Source organism: Paenibacillus agaridevorans (assembly GCF_018604145.1).
Taxonomy (GTDB): domain Bacteria; phylum Bacillota; class Bacilli; order Paenibacillales; family Paenibacillaceae; genus Pristimantibacillus; species Pristimantibacillus agaridevorans.
Map to the genome: position 1 here is coordinate 6463261 of NZ_CP075889.1, position 24172 is coordinate 6487432.

Below are 24172 nucleotides of genomic sequence, written 5' to 3' on the forward strand. Positions count from 1 at the left end.
TTATTCTTTGATTGAACCGATCATAACGCCCTGCACAAAGTACTTCTGCAGAAACGGGTAGACACATAGAACCGGAATCGTCACGATGATGACAAAAGCCATTCGGAGCGCTTCGGGCGTCGTATTCGAGACCGCTTTGGCCATCAAATCCGAATTCATGCTTTGCTGCATCGCATTGGCCTCGAACGAAGTTTCGGCAAGCACCTTCTGCAGCAGCGTTGCCGCAGGTATCAAGTCGGGATTGTTCACGAAGAACGCCCCCGTCACCCAGTCGTTCCAATGCGCGACCGCTACGAACAAGGCGATCGTAGCCAGTACAGGCTTGGAGAGCGGCAAGTAGATCTGGAAGAAAATACGCAAGTCGCCTGCGCCGTCCATTCGTGCCGATTCCGACAAGCTGTGCGGAATGTTCTCGAAGTACGTTCGAATAATAATGATATTGAAAAAGCTGTACATACCCGGAATGATGTAAATCCAGATCGAGTTGATAAGTCCGATTTCCTTGTACAGCATATAGAGCGGTATGATGCCGCCGCTGAACAACGTCGTAAAGAAACAATAGAAAATAATATATTTTCTGCCGGGCAAATCTTTTCTAAGCAGCGCGTACGCCGCCATGGACGTCAGCAAAACCGACAGAAACGTTCCCACGCCTGCGCGAAGCACCGAAAGGCGGAAAGCGCTCATAATATTCGGATTGCCGAATGCGGTCTGGTAGTTGGCCAGCGTAAATTCTCTCGGCCAGAAATAGATGCCGCCCTTGAGCGCGTCTATGCCGTCGTTGAAAGAAAGAACGAGAATGTAAAAAAACAAATAGACGGTACTGCATCCGAACAAAATAAGAAACAGGTAGTTGCTTATCGTAAACCACTTTTCGCCGAGCGTTTCTTTGTAGACCAATTAACGATCCTCCTCCTTTCCTTGGGCGCTTACCATAGGGAAACTCCCGACGCGCGCCTGGAAATCGAGTTGGCCGCAAATATAATGACGAGGGAAACGACTCCCTGAAACATGCCGGCAACCGTAGCCAGGCTATAATAGCCCTGCCGCAAGCCCATATGGATAATATACGTATCCAGAATTTCGGATACCGCCAGATTGCTTGGCTGCCGCATCAGATAGATTTGCTCGTAGCCCGCGCTCATGAGCCCTCCCATGGACAAGATCAGCATGATGCCGATAATCGGCCGAATACTCGGCAACGTGATATACCACATACGCTGGAACCGTCTGGCGCCATCCATGCTGGCAGCCTCATAAAGCTCGGGATTGATTGCCGATATGGCAGCCAGAAAGATGATCGTGTTCCACCCTACGTGTTTCCATACGTCCGACAATACCACAATCGAGTGAAACCAAGACGGATCGCCGATAAAGAAAATGGGATCTCCGCCAAACCATTTTGTTTTCAGCTCATTGATAGGGCCGGCGTTCGGCGACAATATTTTCGAAAAAAGCGTCATGACCACGACCCAGGACACGAAGAAAGGCAAATACGATACCGTCTGGATCATCCGCTTGAACCAACGGCTTCGAATTTCATTCAGAAGCAGCGCCAGCCCGAGCGCGGCGGGAAAACCGAACAGCAGCTTCAGGAAACTGATAAACAGCGTGTTGCGAATCAGATCCCAAAATTTGTAATAGTTGATGAATTGGTCAAAGTATTGCATGCCCACCCAAGGCATCTCCCATATCGACTTGTTGAATTGGAATTCCTTGAACCCGAGCGTAATGCCATACATCGGAATATAGGCAAAAATAAAGTAATAAATGATTGCGGGAAATAAAAACAGATACAAATATTTGTATTTCCACAATTGCTTCAATCTCATACAATCTCAACCTCGTTGCGCGTCGGGTAAGGCGGAAATTGCTTGGCCGGCTGGGCCTGGTACCAGAAGGCGACCGAGCTGATATCATGCGTTCCCGGATAGAAGCGACCTTCATCCCGCCAGCCGAGCGCCTGTATGGTCACCTTCAGATCGTTCCGGAAGCGGATCGGGTCTACAACATGCCAGCGATACATGGCGTGCCGGTGCTGCGATTGATAGAGCCCGTCCGGAGCAAGCACTTGATGCATGCCCATATAAGGCGTCGTATACGTCCGGTATTGACCGTCGACGTCCCAATTGAACGCGCCTCCGAAATAATCTTCCGTTCCCGTTCCGCAAATCGTGGGAAAGGCATCGTCTCCGTCCATATAAAACTTGATTTCCCCTTCGCCCCACCATCCGTTGTTGTTGATGCCCCAGCCCATAACGGTACCGACGTAATGCCCCTGTCCTTCAATGCCGTCCACGATCGTGTACACCTCTCCGTAGGGCAGCGGATTTTGCCGTCTGAACTGAGCGTGGAAATACGCGGCATCGTCCGGCACATCGGTCAGCGCATAGTTGATCTGGTAATAGATAACCTGATCCCGGGAAGGATGAATATTTTCCAGCGTCATGTAGCAACGCTTGCGGAAAGGCATTTCCCAGAAACAATTCATGCCCCGATTCGGATTGACCGCAACCATCATCGAGCTGATTTGAGCGAATGGCCCCTTGGTCGGGACCGCCGGGTCCATGAAGGCGAACGGTGTTGCAAAAAAGTCCGACAGCGGACATTCCACGGAAGGCTGCTCGTTGTCGTCCCAATAAATGCGCAGCACAAAGTCCCGCCCGATCGTCCCGGCGCACCACATGCTCTGAATGGCGCCCTGATCCTGAATATCCGCCAGAACCAGCGTTTCGCCCGGCTTCACCCATATGCAAGGCCTGCATTTCCAGCCCAGCCCAAGCTCGCGAGCGGGTCCCTTGGGATCAGCCTCGGCTTTGGCTCCGCCGGAAACCTCTCCTGTCGGGTTCTCCGGTGAAATCGATCGTGACCTAGCGTCGGACAATTTCCATAAGTTGTTCGGATGCGTTTCCAGGCCGTTAAACATTTACATCGCTCCTTCTGACTTCTGATGTATCTATCATAAGGTTTGCCGGCCCGGCGCATAATGGAGGAATCTTTGTTGCGGATTGGACGAAACTCAATTGTTGCGGTATTCAAGCGGCGTGATGCCGAAGCTTTGTTTGAATTTTCGGTAAAAGTACTGCACGTCGTCATAGCCTATGCTTGTCGCGATTTGCGATACCGGCATTCCGGTGAGGCGCAGCAATTGCTGTGCCTTCTCCATTCGTATACGCGTCAACTCTTTCACGAACGTTTCCCCCGTCTCCGCTTTGAACAAGGTGGACAAATAATTGGGATTAATGGCAAACTTGCGGGACAGCTCCTTCACTGTCAGGTTTTCGGCATAATTAGCCACCATATAGCTCCTGACGTTGTGAATAATGGCGCTGCAATCCATTGGCAACGAATGGCCCGGCTTGACAAGCGTGACGATCGTCGTCAACAAATATTGCACCAAATCCTCGGTCCTATCAAAGTGTCTTGCCACATCCATATTTAAAAAATCAAAATCAAGGGAATCTGGCAAATCCAGCTGCTGCTGAGAGCTTATCCGCATCAGCGTACGTATAATCTCCATATAAACGAGTCGAAAATCCAGCAACGACGCATCCTTTAGCTTTTTGTTCGCAAGCAGCTCCGACAAGATAACTTCTACATTGCGGAAATCGGACAACTCAATCGCTTTGCCGAGCAGACTGAGCTGCTCCACCGGAATTTCCATTCGCGAAGATAAGAAAGCGTCCTTGGCATAAAACACGTTATGGTTGCCTTTGATCAAACGCAAATCCAACGCCGCTCGAGCCTGCTTGTACAGCTCTTCCGAAACCCGGTCCAGCGGTGAGCTGACCCCTATCGTTACCGTTATTTTCAGCAGCTTGGTTACGGTTGTAAACAACCGGAAAATAAACGGATCGGTATGTAGACCGCTCTCATCCGACGGGCCGGCTTGCAGCAATATATGCACCTGGTTCAAATCTTGCAAATTGTTGCCGATTAGAAAAGGCCGGTCGGCCAGCAAATTTTCCGCGATGTTTTTAATCGCGAATTTGATCAAACCCAGATCGTCGTAATGGAACCGTTCGCTGTTGTAGTTGGAACGATCAATATGGACGATAACCAGCGTGTATTTCATATCGGCACGGTCAAACTGCCGTAGATGCTCCGGCAACTCCGCGTCGGCATAACCCCACTCCTCGAGCAGCCCTTTTGGAAACGTCTCCTCATGCTGTGCCCTGTTTTGCGACAAGACGTGATTCAACATTTTCTCCTCGACCAGTTGTCTCGTCTTCTTTATTTGCATTTCGTGTTTGGCCTCCGACTGCTTCCGCTCACGGCTGCTCCTCACATCCTCGCAAAGCTTGAAGAACACCGCTCGGAACTGTTCTTCCTTGATCGGCTTCAGTAAGTACCCCATAACGCCCATATTGAGCGCCTGCTCGGCATATTCAAATTCCGCATGGCCGCTAATGATCATAAAGCGCAAGTCGAGCCCCGTCTCTCTGACCGCCCGAATCAATGAAATGCCGTCCATATCGTCCATTTTGACATCGGTAATGATAATATCGGGACAATCCGCATCTATCATCTCCAGTGCGGCCCTGCCATCGTCAGCCTCCCGAATCCATTCGTACGGCATATTCAATTGCTGCAATTTAAATACGATTCCTTTGCGAACCCACTTCTCGTCATCCACGACAAGCACCTTGTACATCATTGCTCCGCTCCTATTTCACATATGGTACAACGATCGCAACTTTGGTCCCGATACCCGGATCGCTTTCGATCCGTAATCCGTACGACTGACCGAAGGTCAGATTGACCCTCGAATGCACATTTTGCAATCCGATGCTGTGACCGTGACGCTCCCCGGAGAGAAGCGTATCATTCAGTTGCCGCACTTCTTCACTGGACATGCCCGCGCCGTCGTCCGTCACAATCAGCCACAGCTGCCCGTCCCGCTGCTCCGCCGTCACTTCCATATGGCCGACGCTTCTGCTTCCGCGAAAGGCATGCAGTATCGCGTTTTCAATAATCGGCTGCAAAAGCAGCTTTAGTACCTTGGCGCTCCGGAGTTGTTCCTCCACCTGGATGGAAAGCAGAAAACGATCGTCGAAGCGAACATTCTGAATTTTGACATAATGGACGATATTATTCAGCTCTTCGCGAAGCGGAACCAGAGAGTCGCTTATGTTGATGCTGTAGCGCAGCATGTCGCCGAGACTTTCCGTTACCGCGCTGATTTCTCGCGCGTTCATCACCGTGGCCATCGCATTGATGGATTCGAGCGTATTGAACAGAAAATGCGGATTAATCTGATTTTGCAGCGCCGACAGCTCCGCCTTCTTTTTGGACAGGCTCTGAATATAGTTTTCCTGAATCACTTCATCCAACCTTCGAACCATCGTGTTGAATTGGCTGTCGATAATGGCGATCTCGTCTCTGCCCTCGATATATTCGGCTATTTCCAGCTTTCCTTCCTTAACTCTGGCCATCTTATTGATAAAACGCCGCAGCCGCTTCATCAGAATAAGCGACATCAAGTAGCTCATTATCAGCGTAAAGATGAGGATGAGAATGACAAAGAAGATCACTTTATTGAACACAGCCTTGGTTTTTTTCTCGATTTCAAAGTCGGGAAACAGAAACAAAACCTCGCCGTTCAACGCCTCGATCCTCTCGTGCACCAGAACCTCGCCCGAATTCAAAAATTCAACCATGGCTTGACCAGACACGGCGCCGCTGTCGAGGCGAGCCGCAAACGTTTCATGCGATGCGTACAAAATGTGGTTTCGACTGTCGCGTATCGCAAATTGAAATTCGTTTGATTGCTTTCTGACCAGGCTTTCCTCGAAAAAAAGCTCCGCCTCCACATCGATTTTGAGCCAGGCTAGCGTCCTGATGGATGTGTCTGCGGACAGGTCCTTCATCGGACTTGCGAACGATACGATTTTTTTCTTCAATCCAAGCGTCCGGTAGTCAAAAACAATCGGCTCCAGCATATAGGTTTCCGGAACGGAGGAAAACCAGTATTCGCTCTCCATCACATCGAGACTGGCGACATGCCTGCCGTCTCTTGGAAATGCGGGATTTTCGGCGTAAAACATAATATTGTAGATTTCCGGGTAGTCCGAAAAGATGACGTTTTTGATTTCGGAAGAAAAGAGATTGCTGATGTAAATCATATCTTGGGCACCATAGCGGTACTGATTTTGCATAACGGTCTGAAACGTCTGATTGGCAGACAATGTTTCTTGCAGGTTTTTGTAGATATCAAGCTTGTAATTCAAGTTGGCGACATATTGTTCCGTGAAATGAATATAGTTCGAGCTGACCTCTTGTCTGATGGATTGCTGCATTTCCTTGACAAACAACCAGCTCATCAGAAAAACGGGAATCATGACCATGGTAAATACCATGGCCACGATTTTATTGGAAAGCGACATATTAAGGAATATTTTTCGCATTGGAAAATCCCCAGCATTTTTTCTAGTATACTAACACATTACAAGTTCATAAGCAGTAAAATCATCACTCTGTCGGGTGCTAGGCTGAAGGTATTTCGATGACGGATGCTGCCCGCCGTTCGCCTACAATGTGCGTAATGAAATTCTTGTCGCTCCCTCGCTACCCCCGTTGCCGTTGATCGCCCTCACTTCAACCTCGTACAGCGTATTGGCTGCAAGCCCGGTAATATAGGCGCCGGTAACTGCCGACACGCTTTCGGGCCAGAGTGTCCATGTGCCGCTGCCATTCGCTCTGAACGCGATCGCGTAATCGGTTACGGCGCTTCCTCCGTTCGAAATCGGAGCCTGCCATGTCAGCGTAAGGCTCGAGCTTGCGGCAGATATGGCCAGGTTTTCCACATAGCCGGGTTTAGCGCTCGCCCTCTGCTGATTGATGCGAATGCTTTCCCTAGCCCATGCCAGATTGGCGTCGCCTCCGCTTCCCCTGGATTTGGTAATGTGGAACCACTCTGTCCAGCCGTTCCATGGGCCGAACGTGACGCCCGCCGAACCCAGCTCCGTTACGGCCAGCGTCTGCTGCAAGGCCCGCCATTGCGCCGTTTTTCCATATACATCGCTGGATGGGAACACATTGGTCGAATCATAGCCGGCGATCATGAACGAAGCAACCGGATAACCCGCGTCCTTCCACGTCTTGAGAAACCGTGTCGCCCAGCGCGTTCTCTGCTCTTCGGTACTGCCGTCGACTGTCAGCTCCCAAGGATGAATGAGCAGCACATGCGCATTGCCGGCCAAGTCTGCAGGTTTCGGCCCATAAGCTCCCGGCAGTATACCGCCTTCCGTTTCTTTCGGCAGTCTTGTCGGATCCAGAGCAAATCCGATCTCCATATCGTAATCCGATGCGACGGCTTCCGCTAAGTCTGTTAAATTGTTATCGAACAAGGATGACGCATACGGCTCCATCTTGACGGATTCGATGAAGGATACGACCTGCTTCGCCTCGCCGTTCATGTTGTACAGCTTCAGCCAGCTCGGCGAATCGCCCCAATGCTCGGCCCAATAGCCGATTCTGTCCACGAGCTTTTGATTCGCGACGCCAAAGTCCAGATAAAAGGACATGGTGCTTGACGTCTCAATCAGCGGGTAGAAATAAAGCCCTTCTTCCTCAATTAAAGCAATGAGCCGATCATAGTCCTCAAACAATTGTCCGTCCGTACGATTGCGCCAAGCATTCATTGGAAGAAATTTGGAGCCGCTTAACGTATCCGCTCCGAAGAAGCTGATTTGCACCGCATTGATGCCGATCTCCTTCATGCGCCGAAGCTGAACACGAATGTCTTCTTCCTGAAAGCCCATTTCGGTCTCAAGCGGCAGCGCCGTATAGGCGGTCATATAATTGTCGTTCGGTTTGCCGGGAAAATACAAGGTGGACGCCAGCACATTGGAGGCAGCGGAGTCGTCCGCGATTTTGCCCCAGGCATTGCCCAGCTTGCGGGACAACACATCGGATTCCAGTCCCGTACCGTAGCTGTTGACGGCGCGAATCCGGAAGTCATACCATTGGTCTACCATCATGCCCGAAATGGTCGCCGTCCTGGCCGAGGTTGTGCTATGAAGCTGCCAAGCGCTTGAGGACGCTTGTTTGTACTCGACCCGGTACCCTGTGACCGGCTCGTAGGAAGAGAGCGGCGCCGACCATTTCAGCGTGACTTGATTGCCGGCAACAGTTGCCTTCAGCTTCCTCGCCTTGTTAGGCGCCAAATAATGCCCGGTCTGATCCGCTTCGATCGCCGACCTCTCCACGGAGCTTAACGCATCGCCGAATATGAGCGCCTCCTGCAAGTAGCCGACAAGCCCGACGCCAACCGTATTGCTGCCAAGCGTAGCCGTAGACGTCAGCCCCTTGCTGCCCATCGTGCCGGCAACGACTGTTCCGTTCAGGGATAGGGAGGAAGAAGAGCCGTTAATAATAGCAGTGCTCACAAAGCTTTCCCGGAAATCGAGACCCGGCGCTTGCAGCAGATGACCGGCGTTCCCGACCCGCATCTCATTAGCCGCCGGCGCTACGTTCCAGCGATACAGCTCGGCGCCGTTCGGGTCGAAAAGATAGCGGCTCCCGTTGCCGAACGTCGTTCTGCCGACCACATTTATGGAGAGCGGAGCAGGCACATCGATACCGCTTAAAGCCAGCTCATTGTACTCATCGAAGTAAATAGCCGGTCTGCCGTCCAGCGTCTGCAAGGCCCCCTCGCTCACGATGAGCGGCTGCCGGGCGGGGATGGCCTGCACGGCATTGGCTGCATTGCCGCTTTGGTCATACCAGACGGCAACGTGACCATTCGCGCTTCCCACAAATTCCAGAAGCGCTTCAAGCTCAAGTTCGCCTTCCGCGTCGCTGTAAATATCCATTGTCGTATGGTCGTCGGATCGTCTGACTTGAATGAGCGGTCCATTGTAATCGCTTACCAATTGACGCAAGCTGAACAAGGCCTCTTGATTGTCTGCGTCTTCCACACCTTGTGCCGCCGCGTTGCCCGCATTCGGTACCGCGATTATTCCCAAGCCGCAAATCAGGCAGACAAGAACCAATTTCAAATGATGAACCACCATTATCCACAACCTTTCGCCATTAATACCATCTATTTTACCGAACATTGCCGTTCGGCATAATAGACAAACGTTAGAAGGCAGGTGGACATATCTCGATTATGCCGGCACTTGAACCGCTACAGTTCCTTGTACTGGTTCGGCGTCAAACCCGTCTGCTTTTTAAATACTTTGTAGAAGTATTTCATGTTATGAAAACCCGTCATCGCCGCTACCGCGTTGACCTTGTAATTGCCGCTGCCGAGCAGCTGCTTGGCCTTGTCGATACGGTAGTGGCTCACATAGTCCACAAAGTTTTTCCCGGTTTCTTTCTTGAAGATGCTGCTGAAATAAGCCGGAGTAACATAGACATGGGCTGCCACCGTCTCCAGGGACAAGTCCTCCATGTAGCGGTTGTGGATATACCCGCGCGCTTTTTCGATGAGCTTGCGCGCGCCGGTTTCCCGGTTGCTCAGCAAGGCGTCAAACGCAAGCGCCAGCTTGCCGCCGAACCAGTCCAGCATAGCCTCGATGCTTGTGCATTGATTGACCTCCTCGTACAAGGACAATTCTTCTCCCAGCAAGGGCGCGGGTTCAGCGTCAAACCGTTCCAATATTTTGAACAGCAGTACAATGAGCTGGAAGTTGAGTTTCAGCAAGCTGGCTCTGTCGATAAAGTCGAGCGCAATAAATGGTTCGTACATCCGGCGCACAATCGCCATGGCGGCTGCCTGATCGCCCCGTTCGAACTCCAGCAGCATGTCCTGTTCCACCTGAAAGCCGATTCCTTTAAACTGATCCGGAGACGCGACGGGCCGCTCGTAAACAATAACGCTGCCCGTTCCCTTTACCAATCGCTGCAAAAGCGCTTTGCCCGCCGCCTCATAGGAGGAAGGAAGCTCGGACAAGGTGCAAGCCAGGCTGCCGATGCCAATTGTCGCATGCTGCCGCAAATAACGCCGGATACTCTCTTTCACTTCCGTACACAGGGACATCAGATCGCGAGGATATTGCACGGATAGGGGGATATTGGCCAACAGAAAGAAACCTTGTTCGGCATCGCCCGGCCAGACGCCGACATCCGCCTGCTGCAAAATTTCGCAAGCGATGTTCTCCGCCCCGTATTGGATCAGCGCCTGATCGTTGGAAGGAAGTCCGCTCACCGGCCCTGAAACCGGGTCGAGCTCGATGCGGACAATCGCGAACTGCCGATGCGCAAAGCCGATCTCCAGCTCCTTCAACCGTCCCGCCACATAACCTTCGGCCAGTTGCGTCGTTGCAGCCAGCTCTCCGATGAAACGCCGCCGCATAATCTCCATGCCCTGCTTCAGCCGAATGGTCGCCCTCAAATCGGTTTCCGAACGGAGATCCTGCAACTGCCTATCCAGACGAACCTTTTGAATAACGGCATAAAGCTCGTCCGGATTGACCGGCTTAAGCAAGTATGCAGTAGCTCCCAAATTCAGAGCGGTCTGGGCATAGCTAAACAGATCGTAGCCGCTGAGCATGACGTACGGCAGCTGGATGTTCAGTTGCTTTAGCCGCTCCAGCAATTCAATGCCGCCAAGGCCCGGCATACGGACGTCGACGATGGCCAGATCCGGACGTTGCTCTTGCACAAGCTGCAATCCGGCATGGCCATCGTCGGCCTCGATAATATCGGAGATGCCGAAAGTTTCTAACAGGTGGACGACTGTCTCGCGGACGAGGTGCTCATCGTCGATAACCAACACTTTCATGTAACGAGCCTCCTTGCCGGAAGAGTTATTTTTACGCCGGTTTCTCCCGTATTCCCGCGATACAGGCGAAGTCCGAACTCCTTGCCATAGTAGAGCTTGATGCGGGCATCGACATTCACCATGCCCAGGCTGTCCGACTGCGATCGCTCTCGAATATCCGCGCTCTGCTGCAATTTGTCGTTTATTTCATTCAGCTTGCCATCACTGATGCCAACGCCGTTGTTGACAATGTAAATATAATAATGGTCGCCAAACGCTTTGGCCGTAATTTTGAGCTCCCCGCCTCTCTTGAGCGGCTCTAACCCATGTATGATCGCGTTCTCGACCAGCGGCTGCAGCGACAATCGGACGATGCCGTTAGCAAGCACCTCTTCGTCGATATCGTAGCCGACCTTATATTTGCTGCCGAAGCGGCAGGATTGGATATACAAATATTTCTGAATGTGGGCGAGCTCATCTTGAAAGGCTACGATCGCGGCTCCCCGATTCAGGCTGTATCGAAACAAATCGGACAGACTGCGCAGCATCGTAGACGAACGCTCATAATCCCGTTTGTTCAGCACCGCCATGATGGAAGACAACGTGTTGAAGAGAAAATGCGGATTGATCTGACTTTGCAGCGCATCGAATTCCGCCTGGTTTTTTAGCATGTCCTTCTGATAGTTTTCCTGAATGAGCCTCTCCATATTTTCCACCATGCCGTTGAAGGTCGTACCGATCTGGCTGAATTCGTCTTCCCCCCCGATCGCCACTCGCGTCTTGAAATCGCCCTTGCCCAGCTTGCGCAACGAGAGCAACAGATGTTTCATCGGTTTATTGACCAGATAGGTAAAAAAGATCGACAGGAGAAAGGCAATCAAAATGAGAAAAAGCAGCAAGGACAAGTGAATATCGCGCAGGAACAAGCTTTTTCGGGATAACTCCTCCGCCGGGATGGACGTAATGACCTTCCACCCGTAGTTTTCCAGCGTGTTGGAATGGACGAGCAAGCTGCCCGCGTCCGATTCGACGCGAAACGATTCGCCCGTTCCTTGCAGAAGCAGCTGCAAATCGTCGTCCGATGTTTCCGTCGTTTCCGTATTGCTGTAGATCGACGCTCCGCTGCTGCCAATAATTCTGAACTGCTGATTGCGTTCCCATTCCGTGTCGGATACGTTCTGCACAAATTGCGAGACTTCCTGGTCGAATACGACAACGCCAAGCGGCTTGCTGTTCGTAAAGTCGATGATGGTGCGCGAGATGGACAATACCGCTTTGTTGTTGGGCGATTTATTATCGATATAGGACTTGTAATGCGGCTCGATCAGCAGCGGCATGCCCTTGCGCGCCAACGTTTCCTGAAACCAGGATTCGTCGGCGACCTGCTGCAGGTTGATCGAACTGCCCTGCTTGCTGGAATAGTACAGCACTTTCCCTTCCATCGAAAGCAGGCTGACGGCATATAGACGGTCGTTGCCTTGGAGCAGACTATACAGGAAGCTTGCAGCCGGGCCGTAGCTGGCGACCGTATCGGCAAGCCGACCGGAAGCGCTTGCTGCGAGCAAGCTGACAATATCGTCCGAGTTGGCGTATACCGCCATGGATTGACGAGTCATGTTTTTAATGTTTTCTTCCAACGTTTTTACAATTTGCCGATTCAGATTGCTTTGCGAATTTCTGTACTCCTGTTCAAGCGTTCGGGTGGACATCGTATACGACAAACTGCCAAAGAGGAGGATAGGGATCGTAATGCCGATAATATAAAGCGAAAAGAGTTTGATCTTGATGCTTTTGCGAATAAAGCGCAACATGCCCGCATCCCCCTTTTTTTTCGCCGCGCAACGGTGAGTTTATTCTATCACCCCTCAATTTGCGGTGGCAATTGTCGCAAGAGCGAAGCGTACAACTGCATATAAAAGTGGACTATATCGTAAATTTTGAACCCTGCCGCCCTGCGAGCATCGTTGATATAGTTAGCGTGTGCCCTGAAACGAAGGCATGATGAAGATGAAAATGACAGAAGAGGTGGTTGCAATGAAGAAGAAATGGTTAATGCCGCTGATCCTGATGACGACGGCAGTCGCGCTCTACGGCTGCAGCTCAGGCAACAATGGTCAAGGTCCGGTTGCTTCGCCAGGCGGAAGCAGCAATAGCGCCAGCGAAAACCCCAAACCAAACGTTACGCTGAAGTATGCATCCTGGATGTCCAAGGGGGAGGACAAACCCATTATCGAAGCCTTTATGAAAGCGAATCCCCACATCAAAGTAGAAGAGGAAGTCATTGACGGCGGTCAATACAGCCAGATGCTTCAAACGCGCATCCTGTCGGATGACGCGCCGGATGTCTACTTGCTGCCGTTTAACCAGTACACGCAATATGCGACGGAGGGCCATTTGTTTGATCTGAGCAACGAGCCGGGGATGCAGTTGATGATCGACAATCCGCTAGTGGATCAAGCGTTCCAAATTAACGGCAAACGATTCGGATTTATGGTCAATGCGGGCACGCCTGTGAGTCCGATCTATTACAACAAGAAAATTTTCGAAAAATACAATCTGGAAGTGCCGACGAATGCGGAAGAGTTCCTGGCGGTCAACCAGACGCTGAAAGACAACGGCGTTGAACCGCTCGTATTCGGGGCGAAGGATGCGTGGACCTTATCCGGCACGCTGTACACCGCCATCTTCAGGTCGTATGCGCTGCCGAAAACCGACGGGGACATTTTTTATGCGCTGGCCAAAGGGGATGTCAAACCTTCCGAGGTGATTGATTATCCGCTGCAGTTTATTGCCGATCTGGTGAAGCAGGGTTATGTCTCCGAGGCCTCCTCAACCCTTACCTATGACCAGTCCGTGCAATATTTCGCCGACGGCAAAGCCGCCATGCTCCCGCAAGGCACCTGGGTTCCGACGCTTGACCCGATTGTTAACGCAGACAGCGCTTCATTTGAGCTAGGCGCGTTTATGCCGCCGGTGCCCAGAGCGGACGGAATCATTCATGCGATGAGCAACGGCGATCGTATGCTGGTCGTCTCCGCCAATACAAAGCACCCGGAAGAAGCCAAGGCGCTGTTTAACTTCTTCGTCAACCCGGATAATTTGAAGCCTTATTTGGAGGAACAGTCCTTGTTCACCGTGCTGAAAGGGTTGGATATCCAGACGGCTCCGGTATTGCAGGATTATGTGAACGGCTTCTCGGCGGATGACGTGTCTGTCGTCATTGGCAGCCGTTCGGCGGTCACGCCGGCATTCAGCAAGGAAGTGGACATCTCGCTGCAAAATATTTTGGTCGGCTCGTCCGTAGAAGCGGAGCTGAAGCGGCTGGACGAGGAATTCGGCAAAACGAAAGACCAAATGGTAGTGAAAGAATAAAGCGGCTCGCAAGAGGGGCGGCAGCGATGCCTCCCTCTCCCGGTTGAGAGATAGGAGTTCGGACATGATGAAATACCGGCGGAGATTGGATTTGCTATTTGCGCTGCTCTTTGTATTGCCGGCGTTAACGTTGTTCGTTACCTTCAAGTATTACCCGCTGTCCATGACGATGTTCTATTCGCTTACGAATTGGGACGGCTTCAGCCGATCTTACCAGTTTGTCGGATTGGACAATTTTATATCGGTGTTCAGCGACAGCAAGGTGCTGGGGGCTTTTTACAATACCGTTTATTTTGCGGTAGTCAGTATATTGCTCGGTACGGTCATTCAACTAGGGCTCGCCCTCATCCTTGTCAATCGCATCAAAGGAGCCAAAGTTTTCCGCACCGTACTGTATATGCCTGCCGTCATCAGCGCGCTGATTATTAGCATGACTTGGATTGCCTTCTTCCAATACAACGGCATCATCAACCAAACATTGAAGCTCTTCGGACTGGAAACGCTGGCGCACAACTGGCTGGCGCATCCCATCATTACGATACATGTGCTGATCATAATCAACATCTGGCAGTGGGCGGGCTATGGCATGATTATTTATATAACCGGCTTGCAAGCGATCCCGACCGAGATCAATGAGGCGGCCGCGCTGGACGGCGCGACGGGATGGCGCAAGCTGCGTCTGATTACGTTGCCGCTTATTATGCCGGCGGTCACGATTAATATGTTCATTTCGATTACAGGGTCTCTTCGCGTATTCGAGCTGCCGTTTGTATTGACTGGCGGAGGTCCGATGAATTCGACAAACACGGTGACGATGTCGATCTACAATACGGCTTTTCTATCCAACCAGTTCGGCTACGCGAGCAGCATCGGACTTGTGTTTTTCCTCTTTATCGCGACGATTACGCTGGTTCAGCTGACGGTGACGCGCAGAATGGAGGTGGAGTATTAATCATGGTAACATCGGCGAACGGAAGATGGCTCCGCTGGTTGCACTATGCCATATTGTACTCGGCGGCAGTCCTTGTTTTGATCCCGGTCCTTAATATCGTGTTGAGCAGCTTCAAGACCAATCAGGAGATCAATCGGGTATTTACGCTGCCCTCCTCGCTGCAATTCGACAACTATGCCCGGGTTTTTGACAACTCCTACGTCTGGCTTAATATCGGCAATTCCATTTTTATTACCGGCATTTCGATTGCGGCGGCGATCTATTTGGCCTCCATGGCGAGCTACAGCCTGGCGCGTCGCAAGGAATGGATCTTTCAGGCGTTTTATTTGGTGTTCATCAGCGCTTCCATGATACCGCTCGCCGCTAATCTGGTGCCGCTCTATGTCCTGATGAACAAGCTCGGACTGGTCGATACCCGGACGGCGGTCATTATTATCAGCATTGCGGGAGCGATCCCGATGGGCATTATGCTGTACACCGGTTTCATCAAAGGAATCAGCCGAAGTCTGGACGAATCGGCAAGCATCGACGGCTGCGGACGATTGCGGATTTTTGCTCTGATCATCTTGCCATTGCTTAAGCCGGTTACGGTTACGTACATGGTTATTTCGTCGATCTCGATCTGGAACGATTTCCTTATGCCGCTTTTGTTCATACGTACGGCATCAAAGAAAACGATTACGTTGGCCGTGTACTCTTTTATGAGCGAGTATGTCAACGATTGGGGCGCGGTCTATGCGCTGCTCACGATCGCCTTTTTGATTCCGGTGGCGTTTTTCCTTTACAACCAGAAGCACTTTTATGGCGGAATGACGGACGGATCCGTCAAAATGTAAACTCGACTGCGAGTTCAAAAAGTTCGGATATCAGTACAAAGTACAAATGGTGTGAGCGGGGGGAGACAAGGTGAGTACAGAACTATTTCGGGAGCCGGCGCGGGATATTGAAGTATTGCGGCAAGCCGATGTCGTCGTATGCGGCGGCGGACCCGCAGGGGTATCGGCGGCGATTGCCGCCGCCCGTACAGGCGCGAAGACGGTGCTGCTCGAGGGGCACGGAGCGTTGGGCGGCATCTGGACATCCGGTTTGTTGTCCTGGATTATCGATGCTGGCGGCAAGCCGGGCATCATGAAGGAAATCATCGAGCGGCTGGATAAAAAGGGCGCCCGGCAGCAAAGTCTGGGCGAAGATTTTACGTACGATCCGGAAGCGATGAAGCTGTTGCTGGAGGAGATGTGCACCGAAGCGGGCGTCATCGTTCAACTGCATACGCGGGTATGCTCCGCTGCGGTCGACGAAAGCGGCCGTTTGGCGCTGGCGCTGACCGAATCGAAGTCGGGAAGGCAGGCATGGGCAGCCGCTTGCTTTATTGATGCGACGGGCGACGGCGATCTGGCGGCACAGGCGGGCTGCGGATTTGCGCTTGGAAGGCCTGATAGCGGCGAGACTCAGCCGCTTAGCCTTATGGCGCTCGTCTCGGGCATTCGTCCTGAGGAAGTAACGCCGTATACGATGGATGGCCTCAGCGAGGAGCCCAAACGGCGTTTGCTGGAGCAGATGGGCATAGCGGGAGTGTTCCCGTCGTACTCCGGCCCGTCGTTGTTTCATATCAGAGACGGCCTCTTTGCTCTAATGGCTAATCATATGTATGGCGCCAAGGCGACCGATGCTATGCAACTATCGAAGGCGACAATGCTGGCGAGGCAAGAGCTTCACCGGATCATCGACGGGCTGCGGGCGGCAGGCGGCGTGTGGAGCAGCCTGCATATCGTCAGCACCGCCGCCCAGATCGGCATCAGGGAAGGACGGCGTATTGCAGGACGCTATACGGTCGACGAGCATGACTTGCAGGCCGGCCGCGTTCATGAGGACGGCGTATGCCGCGTACGATACGGCATCGATATCCATTCAACGAATCCCGAGGATGGCAAGGGTTTCGGGGATGACGGCAAGTCGAGCAAGCCGTACGATATTCCGTTCCGCGCTTTGATCGCGGCGGACGTGGACGGTCTGCTGCTTGCGGGCAGATGTATCAGCGGCGATTTCGTTGCCCATTCCAGCTACCGGGTTACGGGCAATGCGGTCGCCATGGGCCAGGCCGCCGGAGCAGCGGCAGCGTTATGCGCCAGCCGGCGATTGTTGCCGCAGCAGCTCGCTTGGCCGGACATAAGGGCTACACTATCGAGGCTGGAGGAGACGCAGTGGAACAAACCATAATTCGGCATCAGGCCTTGCCCGACGGGAGGATCCGGCTGGAGCGGGCCGCGGAGGCAACGCTTGATTTCGGCTTTCGCATTGTGCGCGGGGACGGGCATGTCTGGGATATATCCGACTTTCCCGAGAGGCAAACCCTCCCTCTTCGGCGTGGACAAGAGGAGCGATACGGATACGTTTATCGGAATGACGCGCTGCAGGTCACTCTGGAGTTGATCCTGCCGGAGGATAAGGGATATGCGGAATGGAGGCTGCGGCTGCGCAATGAAGGCGACGATCCGTTGGTCCTCTCCGCCGCCCATCTATGCGAAGGGCAGCTGCGCTGCGCGGCAACACGGGCGATTGAAGACGAGAGCGGTATTGGAGCAACTGCAGCAGGCCGCGACTGGCTCGCGCTTAATGTCGGGCTGCAGTCGACCGACATGCACATCGGCATTGAAGCGGTCGAGCCGGGGCACAACCATTATTTTGACGGCTTTACGGTGCTGCACGAACCGACATTGAACCAGCATCTTTTGATCGGGTGCAGCTCGCATGCCACATACTTTCCGCATGTGCTGGCGCGACAAGACGCGAATAACGAAGGTTTCGATGTCTGCGTAGCCAATCAACTCGAGAACCTGGTTCTCCGTTCCGGCGAGACCGCCGATACGGAGTGGGCGATCTTTATGACCGATCATGGGCATGATCGGCTGCTCAGCCGTTACATGGACCGCGTTTGCGCAGCCATGAAACCGGCAAGCGCATTTCGCGAGCCGGTTACCGGCTGGATCTCTTGGTACTACTACTACGGTACCGTGACGGAGCAAGCCGTAATGGACAACGTGCAGGCGTTGCTGGAGTTTCCGGACATCCAGCCGGAGTATGTTGTCGTGGATGCAGGATGGTTTCTGGAGACGGGATTCGGGGACTGGGAGGCAAACGGCAAGTTTCCGCATGGCATGGAGTGGCTCGCCGCTCGCATAGCCGAAGCGGGCTTCAAACCCGGCTTATGGTTTTCCCCATTGCTGGCGGATGCCGGTTCGCAACTGGTCAACGAACACCCGGACTGGCTGCTCTGGAGGGACGGACAGCCGGTAGCGGGCATGAATCCGAACGGCAGCGATGTGCTCGAGCTCCATGAGAAAAGCAATATCAAATACGCGCTGGATATTACGAATCCGGAGGTGCTCCAATACCTGCATCGGCTCATTCATCGGGCTGTGCACGAGTGGGGGTATCGTTACATCAAGCTTGACTTTCTGGTGCGCGCCCTATTTACCGACAAGGGCACGCATTCGAACCTGGAGCGGGATCAAGTATATTATCCCGGCACGACGACAGCGCAGGCTTATCGCAATGCGATGCGGGTTATCCGCGAGGCGGCCGGAGATCAATGTTTCATTTTGGGCTGCGCGGCTCCGCTGTTCGCCAGCCTGGGGCCATATATCGACGCCAATCGGATGACCCCGGATATTACGAGGCGGACTTACACGGCCTTGCAGGAGCGGCCAGGGTATTGGGAGCTGGTAAAAATTTGCGCCCAAGCGATGGCCGCCCGCTATTTCCTGCACCCGCGCGCCGGCTTCAACGATCCGGATGCGCTGGTTGTCCGTGGACATGAGCCGGAGGGCATCGTCGACGACTACACGCCGACTCTGGACGAGGCGCGCGTGTGGGCCGGCGTCGTGGCGCTGTCGGGCGGTTTGCTGTTCTATAACGACAAGCTGTCGGAGCTCGAAGAGGAGCGGCGGCCCCTTATTACCCAGCTGTTCCCGGTCGGCCCCGGCGCCGCTGTTCCGCTCGACTACTTCAATCCGGATATTCCCCGCTTCTGGAAGCTGTCTATCGAGGATAACGGACGGCGTTGGATCGTGCTCGGCGTATTCAATTGGAGCGATGCGCCGGATGCTCCGTCATTGCCGCTTCAAGAGCTCGGCTTCCGTCAAGGAGAACAAGTTATCGGTTGGAGCTTATGGGATCGGCAGGAGACGGCTTTGCTTTCCGTCAAAACGGCGGACGCCCGGTTGTCTCTTCACGAAATAAAACCTCATTCGATGCAGTTGTTTGCGCTTCGCGTCGCTGCTGAGCATCCTCATCTGGCGGGAACGGATATGCATTTTACCCAAGGCTGGGCCGAATTCGGCGATGAGCGCTGGGATGCGGCGGAGCGGCGCCTGATCTTGCAATGGAGGCCAGACTATACGAAACGTGGCACCGTATATGTGCACATACCTGAGTCGTATCGCCGAGCCGTCAAGTCCAGCAATGCGGTAATCGCGGATGACGGCGGAGACATTGTCGTTTTGCATGGTTCAGGCTGTACGGAACCGCTGTTGTGGATCGCTTTTGAATAAGGGACGCCCCCTCTCCCCTGTGCTTACGTAGCGGGCAGAGGGGTCATCTCAACCATAAACGTGGAGGGATTGGGTTATGAATCTGTTAGGCAAAGACGACGTCGTCGGGCCAAGAACAACCGGATATCATAGAATCGTCATGTGGGTCATGCTTTTTTTGTTTTTATCCATCATGTTAGCGCTTACCGAAAGCGTCTCGGCTAGTCAGGAGCCGGACACCGAGTTGTGGCACCCCTACGAAATAACGTTAACCAGCTCCGAAACGTATGCCAATCCTTATCTGGACGTGCAGGTATCCGCTCAATTCAGCGGTCCGGGAGGACTGGAGATGGAGCTTCCCGGCTTCTGGGACGGAGATGCGGTATGGCGTATCCGGTTCGCGCCGCCGGTTGCTGGCGAATGGACCTATGAGACGAGCGCTACCGATTCGGGAAATGCCGGTCTGCACCAAACGGGCAGCTTTACGGCAGTTGCCTATACGGGAGATCAGGCTATTTACCGGCATGGATTCCTGCAGCCGTCGGTTAATAACCGTTATGTTGCCTATAGCGACGGAACGCCGTTCTTCTGGCTTGGCGATACGCACTGGATGGGATTATCCGGACGGGAAAGCCTGAACGGCTCCAATGATGCGAGGTTCGATTCCCAGTTCAAAGGGATGGCCGATATCCGCAAGGAGCAAGGCTACAACGTTTATGCCATGAGCTTGTTTGGCGGCAGCTGGGGAGATGTTTCCCCCCAAGGCACTTACAATGAGGGCGGCCCGATCTGGCAGGCGGCAAGCCTCGCCGCCTCCGCTTCCAGTGCCGTAGCGCCATCCGGCGGCGGGGATCATCACGGCGCCAAGAAAGCGCTGGACGGCAATTTAGGTACGCGCTGGCAGGCTGCCGCCGCGACTTACCCGCAGTGGCTTGAAATCGATCTCGGCGAGATTTCGTCCATTGGTCAACTCGATTTGCATTTTGGCGAATCCGATACATGGTCGTATATCATCGAAGGCTCCCCCAACGGCATTCAGTACAATACGCTGGTGAACCGTTCATCGGGTGCATCGGGCCAAAATTTCACCGATGCGGTCTCTGCCGCCGCACGCTATTTGCGCGTCACGATTACCGGAGCGCTCTCCGGGCATCCAGCCTCCATAACCGAATTTGTCCCCTATGGAACAAGCATGCAGCCGCTTAACAACAACGGCTTGTTTAAGCAATTAAACCCGGCGTTTTGGCAAAGCGTCGATGAACGGATCGCTTATCTGGCCGAGCAAGGAATGACCGCTGCGCTCGGACTCGACTGGGGACGCAATCTGGAAGCCGCCAATGAGGCGGACTATATGCGGCTTGCCCGGTATGTCGTGGCCCGATATGCGGCTTATCCAGTAGTTTGGCTGGGTGCAGGCGAATATTCCACCGGCAACACGGCTTCCTGGGGAAATGTGTCTGCGTATATTTATGAACAGGACCCCTACAAGCGCCTAAACTTTTTGCATAATGCCGTATGGAATGCCAATAACTTTCGAGATGAGCCTTGGTACCAAGTGGACTACCTGCAGGCCGGACATGGCGTTCAGAAATCCAAGGATTATTGGCTTGGCCACTATAATGAAACCCCGACCAAAATTATGATCGAGGCGGAAGTCAATTACGAGAACATTAACGGCATCCCATCCTCCTTTACGAGAGAAGCCGCCTGGAACGCGTTCATAGCCGGCAGCGCAGGTTTTACGTACGGAGCGGAGGGGATCTGGCAGGCTACGCATGACATGCAGGACACATGGCAGGTATGGAACCTGGCGCCGACACCATGGTATGAAGCGATTCATAAACCGGCGGGCGAGCAAATGCGGTATTTAAAGGACTTTTTCACCGCGCTTCCTTGGTGGGACATGACCCCCGACGCGGCTCGCGTTCAATGGCAGGGCGCTCCGGCGCTTAACAACAAGGCAGCTCCTTATCAGCGTTCTACGGCGGATGGAGCGGTAATTGCAGCTTACTTGCCCTCGCATACGTCCACTTATACCGGCAAGGCGCAAGGGCTTGAGTCTGGCGAAACGTACCAAGCAAGCTGGTACAATCCGCGTACCGGCCAATACACGGCGATTTCGGCGGCATTCGTTCCGGACGGGAACAACGAGTGGCAAATTCCCTCACAGCCAAGCGCTTCGTCGGATTGGGCGTTGCTCATTCAGCGAATCTCGGATCGGGCTGCGGCGCCGAATGCCGACAAGAAAGGCGGATCCTATCGCTCGCCTGTGGCGGTGGCATTGTCTACGACAACTGCCGGAGCCGCGATCTATTATACATTGGACGGCACAGAGCCGAATGCCGATAACGGCTTGGTATATACCTCGCCGATCACCATTCAATCTGCCGCCACCCTTAAAGCGGTGACAATAGCCGACGGGTTGGAGCCTTCGCCATCGATGGTTTATTACTATCGTTTTCCGGGCAACCTGGCGTACGATCGGACGTACAGCAGCTCAACAACCTTTGCATCCGGTCAGGAGGCGGCTAAAGCGTTTGACGGCAATCTGTCGACCAACTGGCAGGCGGGCAATATGGATCGGCTTAATCAATGGCTGGAGGTTGATTTCGGAGGAGCCACTACATTCAACCAGGCGGTCGTGAGCGAATACGGCAATCGGATATCTTCATTCCGCATTGAATATTGGAACGGTTCTGCCTGGCAGACGGCGTATACCGGGACGACGATCGGGGCTGACGCCAATGATCGTCGCACATTCAACTTTCCGGCCGTGACCGGCAGCAAGGCAAGACTGTATATCGTTCATGCCACGCTGCAGCCGATTATTTACGAGCTGGAATTGTATCATGCTCCGACGGGACTGGCTGCGGTTTCGGGGCACGGAACCGTATCACTGTCCTGGAATGCGCTCTCCGGGGCTAGCCATTATGAACTTTGGCGACAGGATGCAGAGGGCGAACCCGGTCGTGTCGTCGCTGCGGGCAATATGTTGGCCTATACCGACACCAGGCTGGGGAACAAACGGGAGTACAGATACCGGCTTGCCGCCTTCGACAGCTTCGGCAATGAAATGGGGGGATCGGCTTCTGTTCAAGCTGTAACTTCGGGAGCGCAGCCGTTAAGCATCAATCGCACATATGCCGCGTCCTCCGTATTCAACGGCTCTCAGACCGCCGACAAAGCGTTCGATGGTTTGCAGAACACGAATTGGCAAGCGGCAGTCGGGCAGACGGCGGGACAGTGGCTGGAGGTTGATTTCGGCGAGCCGGTCGTCTTCAACAAAGTCATTGTGTCCGAATTCGGCAATCGCACGCAAGGGTTCGAGGTGCAATACTGGAACGGCGCGTCCTGGCAAACGGCATATAGCGGGACGACGATCGGAGCGACTGTGTTCGACCGCCGGCAACTCCACTTTCCCGAAGTGACGGCAAGCAAAGCAAGGCTGTATTTCACCGCCGCTGCCTCGCAGCCGATTATTTACGCCTTTGAGCTATATGAAGTTCCCCAAGGCTTGCAGACCGCGGGAGGCCCGAAAACAGCGAAGCTGGCATGGGATGAGATGCCGGGCGCAGAGTCTTATTCGGTTTACCGCAGCATGTATGCGGACGGCGCATATGAAGCGGTCGCAGAAGGACTTGACGCAACCGACTTCCGAAATGCCGGTTTGCTGGAGGGAGCGACGTATTACTACAAAGTATCGGCGTTGATCGACGGAAAGGAAACCGAGTTGTCCCAGCCGACTTCGGCCACGACCTCGGGACCGTTTAATTATGCTTACGGACGCGTCTACCATAGCTCGTCCAATTACAATTCCGCGCAGAATGCCGCCATGGCGTTCGACGGAATGACCCAGACCAATTGGCAAGCGGGGGTCGGCAAATTCGCGAATGAATGGCTGGAGATTGATTTCGGAACCCCGGTTACCTTCAACAAGGCTATAATAAGCGAATTCGGCAATCGAACCTCGGCCTACCGGATTGAATATTGGAATGGAAGCGCCTGGCTGACGGCCTTTACGGGCACTACAATCGGCAGCTCGTCGCACACGCCGTTGACGGTCAACTTCTCACCTGTTGCAGGCAGCAAGGCGCGCATCTATTTTGTTTCGGGAACCTCCCAGCCGATTATTATCGAGTTTGCTATTTATAATGAGTAAGAGTGAAGAGCATAATCGATGAACGACTCAATAGAAGCAGGCCGGATTAATGAAAGTTTCGCGAAGAAAGCGCAGTATGACTGGTACAAACTCCAGGATCAATATCGCATCCCCTTTTTCCCAAACGTCTCTATGGGATGGGATTCCAGTCTTCTTTACAATCGGTCAAGCAGTTTTTATTGGAGGGGGGACGAATATCCCGATTGTGACCATCAACTCATGGAATGAATGGACGGAAGGCAGCTATATCGAACCGGATACGATAAACGGAATGGGATACCTGGAGGCCATCCGGACCGTATTCAAACCGGAATAGCCTTCCGAGTCGGGGTCGAGTTCGGAATGTTCGGGAGAGGAGTAAAGGATTTCTTAGAGGAAGAATCGAATAATAAACACATTCCTTCTTCTATATCGCAAGCTTCCGATAACCTGTTCGCGAAGCGCACGCA

The 24172-nt window shown here is 53.3% G+C and carries 15 protein-coding genes; 7 read left to right on the top strand and 8 right to left on the bottom strand.

Annotation, left to right across the window (positions count from 1 at the left end; translation table 11 throughout):
- From KJW29_RS25915 to KJW29_RS25950, 8 genes are all read right to left on the bottom strand, one after another.
- A complete protein-coding gene (locus tag KJW29_RS25915; protein WP_087568243.1) occupies positions 1 to 900 on the bottom strand; it encodes a carbohydrate ABC transporter permease in 900 nt (299 codons plus the stop codon).
- A 29-nt stretch (positions 901 to 929) separates the two neighbouring features.
- Complete coding sequence (locus tag KJW29_RS25920; protein WP_214626802.1) at positions 930 to 1832, bottom strand: ABC transporter permease; 903 nt, start codon at positions 1830 to 1832, stop codon at positions 930 to 932.
- The gene (locus tag KJW29_RS25925) at positions 1829 to 2926 is read right to left on the bottom strand and encodes a glycoside hydrolase family 172 protein (protein WP_246608386.1); all 1098 of its coding nucleotides are present in this window, start codon (positions 2924 to 2926) and stop codon (positions 1829 to 1831) included. Before KJW29_RS25925 ends, KJW29_RS25920 begins: the two co-directional genes overlap by 4 nt.
- 93 nt (positions 2927 to 3019) lie before the next feature.
- Entirely contained in the window at positions 3020 to 4657 is a 1638-nt protein-coding gene (locus KJW29_RS25930) for a response regulator transcription factor (RefSeq protein ID WP_214626803.1), read from the bottom strand.
- 10 nt (positions 4658 to 4667) lie between these two features.
- The gene (locus KJW29_RS25935) at positions 4668 to 6407 is read right to left on the bottom strand and encodes a sensor histidine kinase (RefSeq protein ID WP_214626804.1); all 1740 of its coding nucleotides are present in this window, start codon (positions 6405 to 6407) and stop codon (positions 4668 to 4670) included.
- 123 nt (positions 6408 to 6530) lie between these two features.
- Positions 6531 to 9002, bottom strand: coding sequence for a fibronectin type III domain-containing protein (locus KJW29_RS25940; RefSeq protein WP_214626805.1), 2472 nt, complete (start codon positions 9000 to 9002; stop codon positions 6531 to 6533).
- Between the two features lie 131 nt (positions 9003 to 9133).
- On the bottom strand, positions 9134 to 10732 hold the full coding sequence (locus KJW29_RS25945) for a response regulator (protein ID WP_214626806.1): 1599 nt from the start codon (positions 10730 to 10732) through the stop codon (positions 9134 to 9136).
- A complete protein-coding gene (locus KJW29_RS25950; protein WP_214626807.1) occupies positions 10729 to 12522 on the bottom strand; it encodes a cache domain-containing sensor histidine kinase in 1794 nt (597 codons plus the stop codon). The genes KJW29_RS25945 and KJW29_RS25950 overlap by 4 nt, the downstream gene beginning before the upstream one ends.
- A gap of 223 nt (positions 12523 to 12745) precedes the next feature.
- Between KJW29_RS25950 and KJW29_RS25955 the strand changes: the two genes are divergently transcribed.
- From KJW29_RS25955 to KJW29_RS25985, 7 genes are all read left to right on the top strand, one after another.
- Positions 12746 to 14083: an ABC transporter substrate-binding protein gene (locus tag KJW29_RS25955; protein ID WP_214626808.1), complete on the top strand. Its 1338-nt coding sequence runs from the start codon at positions 12746 to 12748 to the stop codon at positions 14081 to 14083.
- A 64-nt stretch (positions 14084 to 14147) separates the two neighbouring features.
- Positions 14148 to 15035 (top strand): carbohydrate ABC transporter permease, encoded by an 888-nt coding sequence (locus tag KJW29_RS25960; protein WP_214626809.1) that lies wholly within the window; start codon positions 14148 to 14150, stop codon positions 15033 to 15035.
- A 2-nt stretch (positions 15036 to 15037) separates the two neighbouring features.
- Positions 15038 to 15871: a carbohydrate ABC transporter permease gene (locus tag KJW29_RS25965; RefSeq protein WP_214626810.1), complete on the top strand. Its 834-nt coding sequence runs from the start codon at positions 15038 to 15040 to the stop codon at positions 15869 to 15871.
- Between the two features lie 70 nt (positions 15872 to 15941).
- On the top strand, positions 15942 to 17252 hold the full coding sequence (locus KJW29_RS25970) for an FAD-dependent oxidoreductase (protein ID WP_214626811.1): 1311 nt from the start codon (positions 15942 to 15944) through the stop codon (positions 17250 to 17252).
- Positions 17237 to 19585, top strand: coding sequence for a glycoside hydrolase family 36 protein (locus KJW29_RS25975; protein WP_214626812.1), 2349 nt, complete (start codon positions 17237 to 17239; stop codon positions 19583 to 19585). The genes KJW29_RS25970 and KJW29_RS25975 overlap by 16 nt, the downstream gene beginning before the upstream one ends.
- A gap of 76 nt (positions 19586 to 19661) precedes the next feature.
- Entirely contained in the window at positions 19662 to 23723 is a 4062-nt protein-coding gene (locus KJW29_RS25980; protein ID WP_214626813.1) for an apiosidase-like domain-containing protein, read from the top strand.
- Between the two features lie 49 nt (positions 23724 to 23772).
- Positions 23773 to 24039: a glycoside hydrolase family 99-like domain-containing protein gene (locus KJW29_RS25985; RefSeq protein WP_214626814.1), complete on the top strand. Its 267-nt coding sequence runs from the start codon at positions 23773 to 23775 to the stop codon at positions 24037 to 24039.
- The last annotated feature ends 133 nt before the right edge of the window (positions 24040 to 24172 follow it).

Coding starts and splice junctions, on each gene's coding strand:
- KJW29_RS25985 (WP_214626814.1), top strand. CDS start 23,773: ATGAAAGTTTCGCGAAGAAAGCGCAGTATGACTGGTACAAACTCCAGG.
- KJW29_RS25960 (WP_214626809.1), top strand. CDS start 14,148: ATGATGAAATACCGGCGGAGATTGGATTTGCTATTTGCGCTGCTCTTT.
- KJW29_RS25930 (WP_214626803.1), bottom strand. CDS start 4,657: ATGATGTACAAGGTGCTTGTCGTGGATGACGAGAAGTGGGTTCGCAAA.
- KJW29_RS25945 (WP_214626806.1), bottom strand. CDS start 10,732: ATGAAAGTGTTGGTTATCGACGATGAGCACCTCGTCCGCGAGACAGTC.
- KJW29_RS25980 (WP_214626813.1), top strand. CDS start 19,662: ATGAATCTGTTAGGCAAAGACGACGTCGTCGGGCCAAGAACAACCGGA.
- KJW29_RS25955 (WP_214626808.1), top strand. CDS start 12,746: ATGAAGAAGAAATGGTTAATGCCGCTGATCCTGATGACGACGGCAGTC.
- KJW29_RS25965 (WP_214626810.1), top strand. CDS start 15,038: ATGGTAACATCGGCGAACGGAAGATGGCTCCGCTGGTTGCACTATGCC.
- KJW29_RS25920 (WP_214626802.1), bottom strand. CDS start 1,832: ATGAGATTGAAGCAATTGTGGAAATACAAATATTTGTATCTGTTTTTA.
- KJW29_RS25950 (WP_214626807.1), bottom strand. CDS start 12,522: ATGTTGCGCTTTATTCGCAAAAGCATCAAGATCAAACTCTTTTCGCTT.
- KJW29_RS25925 (WP_246608386.1), bottom strand. CDS start 2,926: ATGTTTAACGGCCTGGAAACGCATCCGAACAACTTATGGAAATTGTCC.
- KJW29_RS25935 (WP_214626804.1), bottom strand. CDS start 6,407: ATGCGAAAAATATTCCTTAATATGTCGCTTTCCAATAAAATCGTGGCC.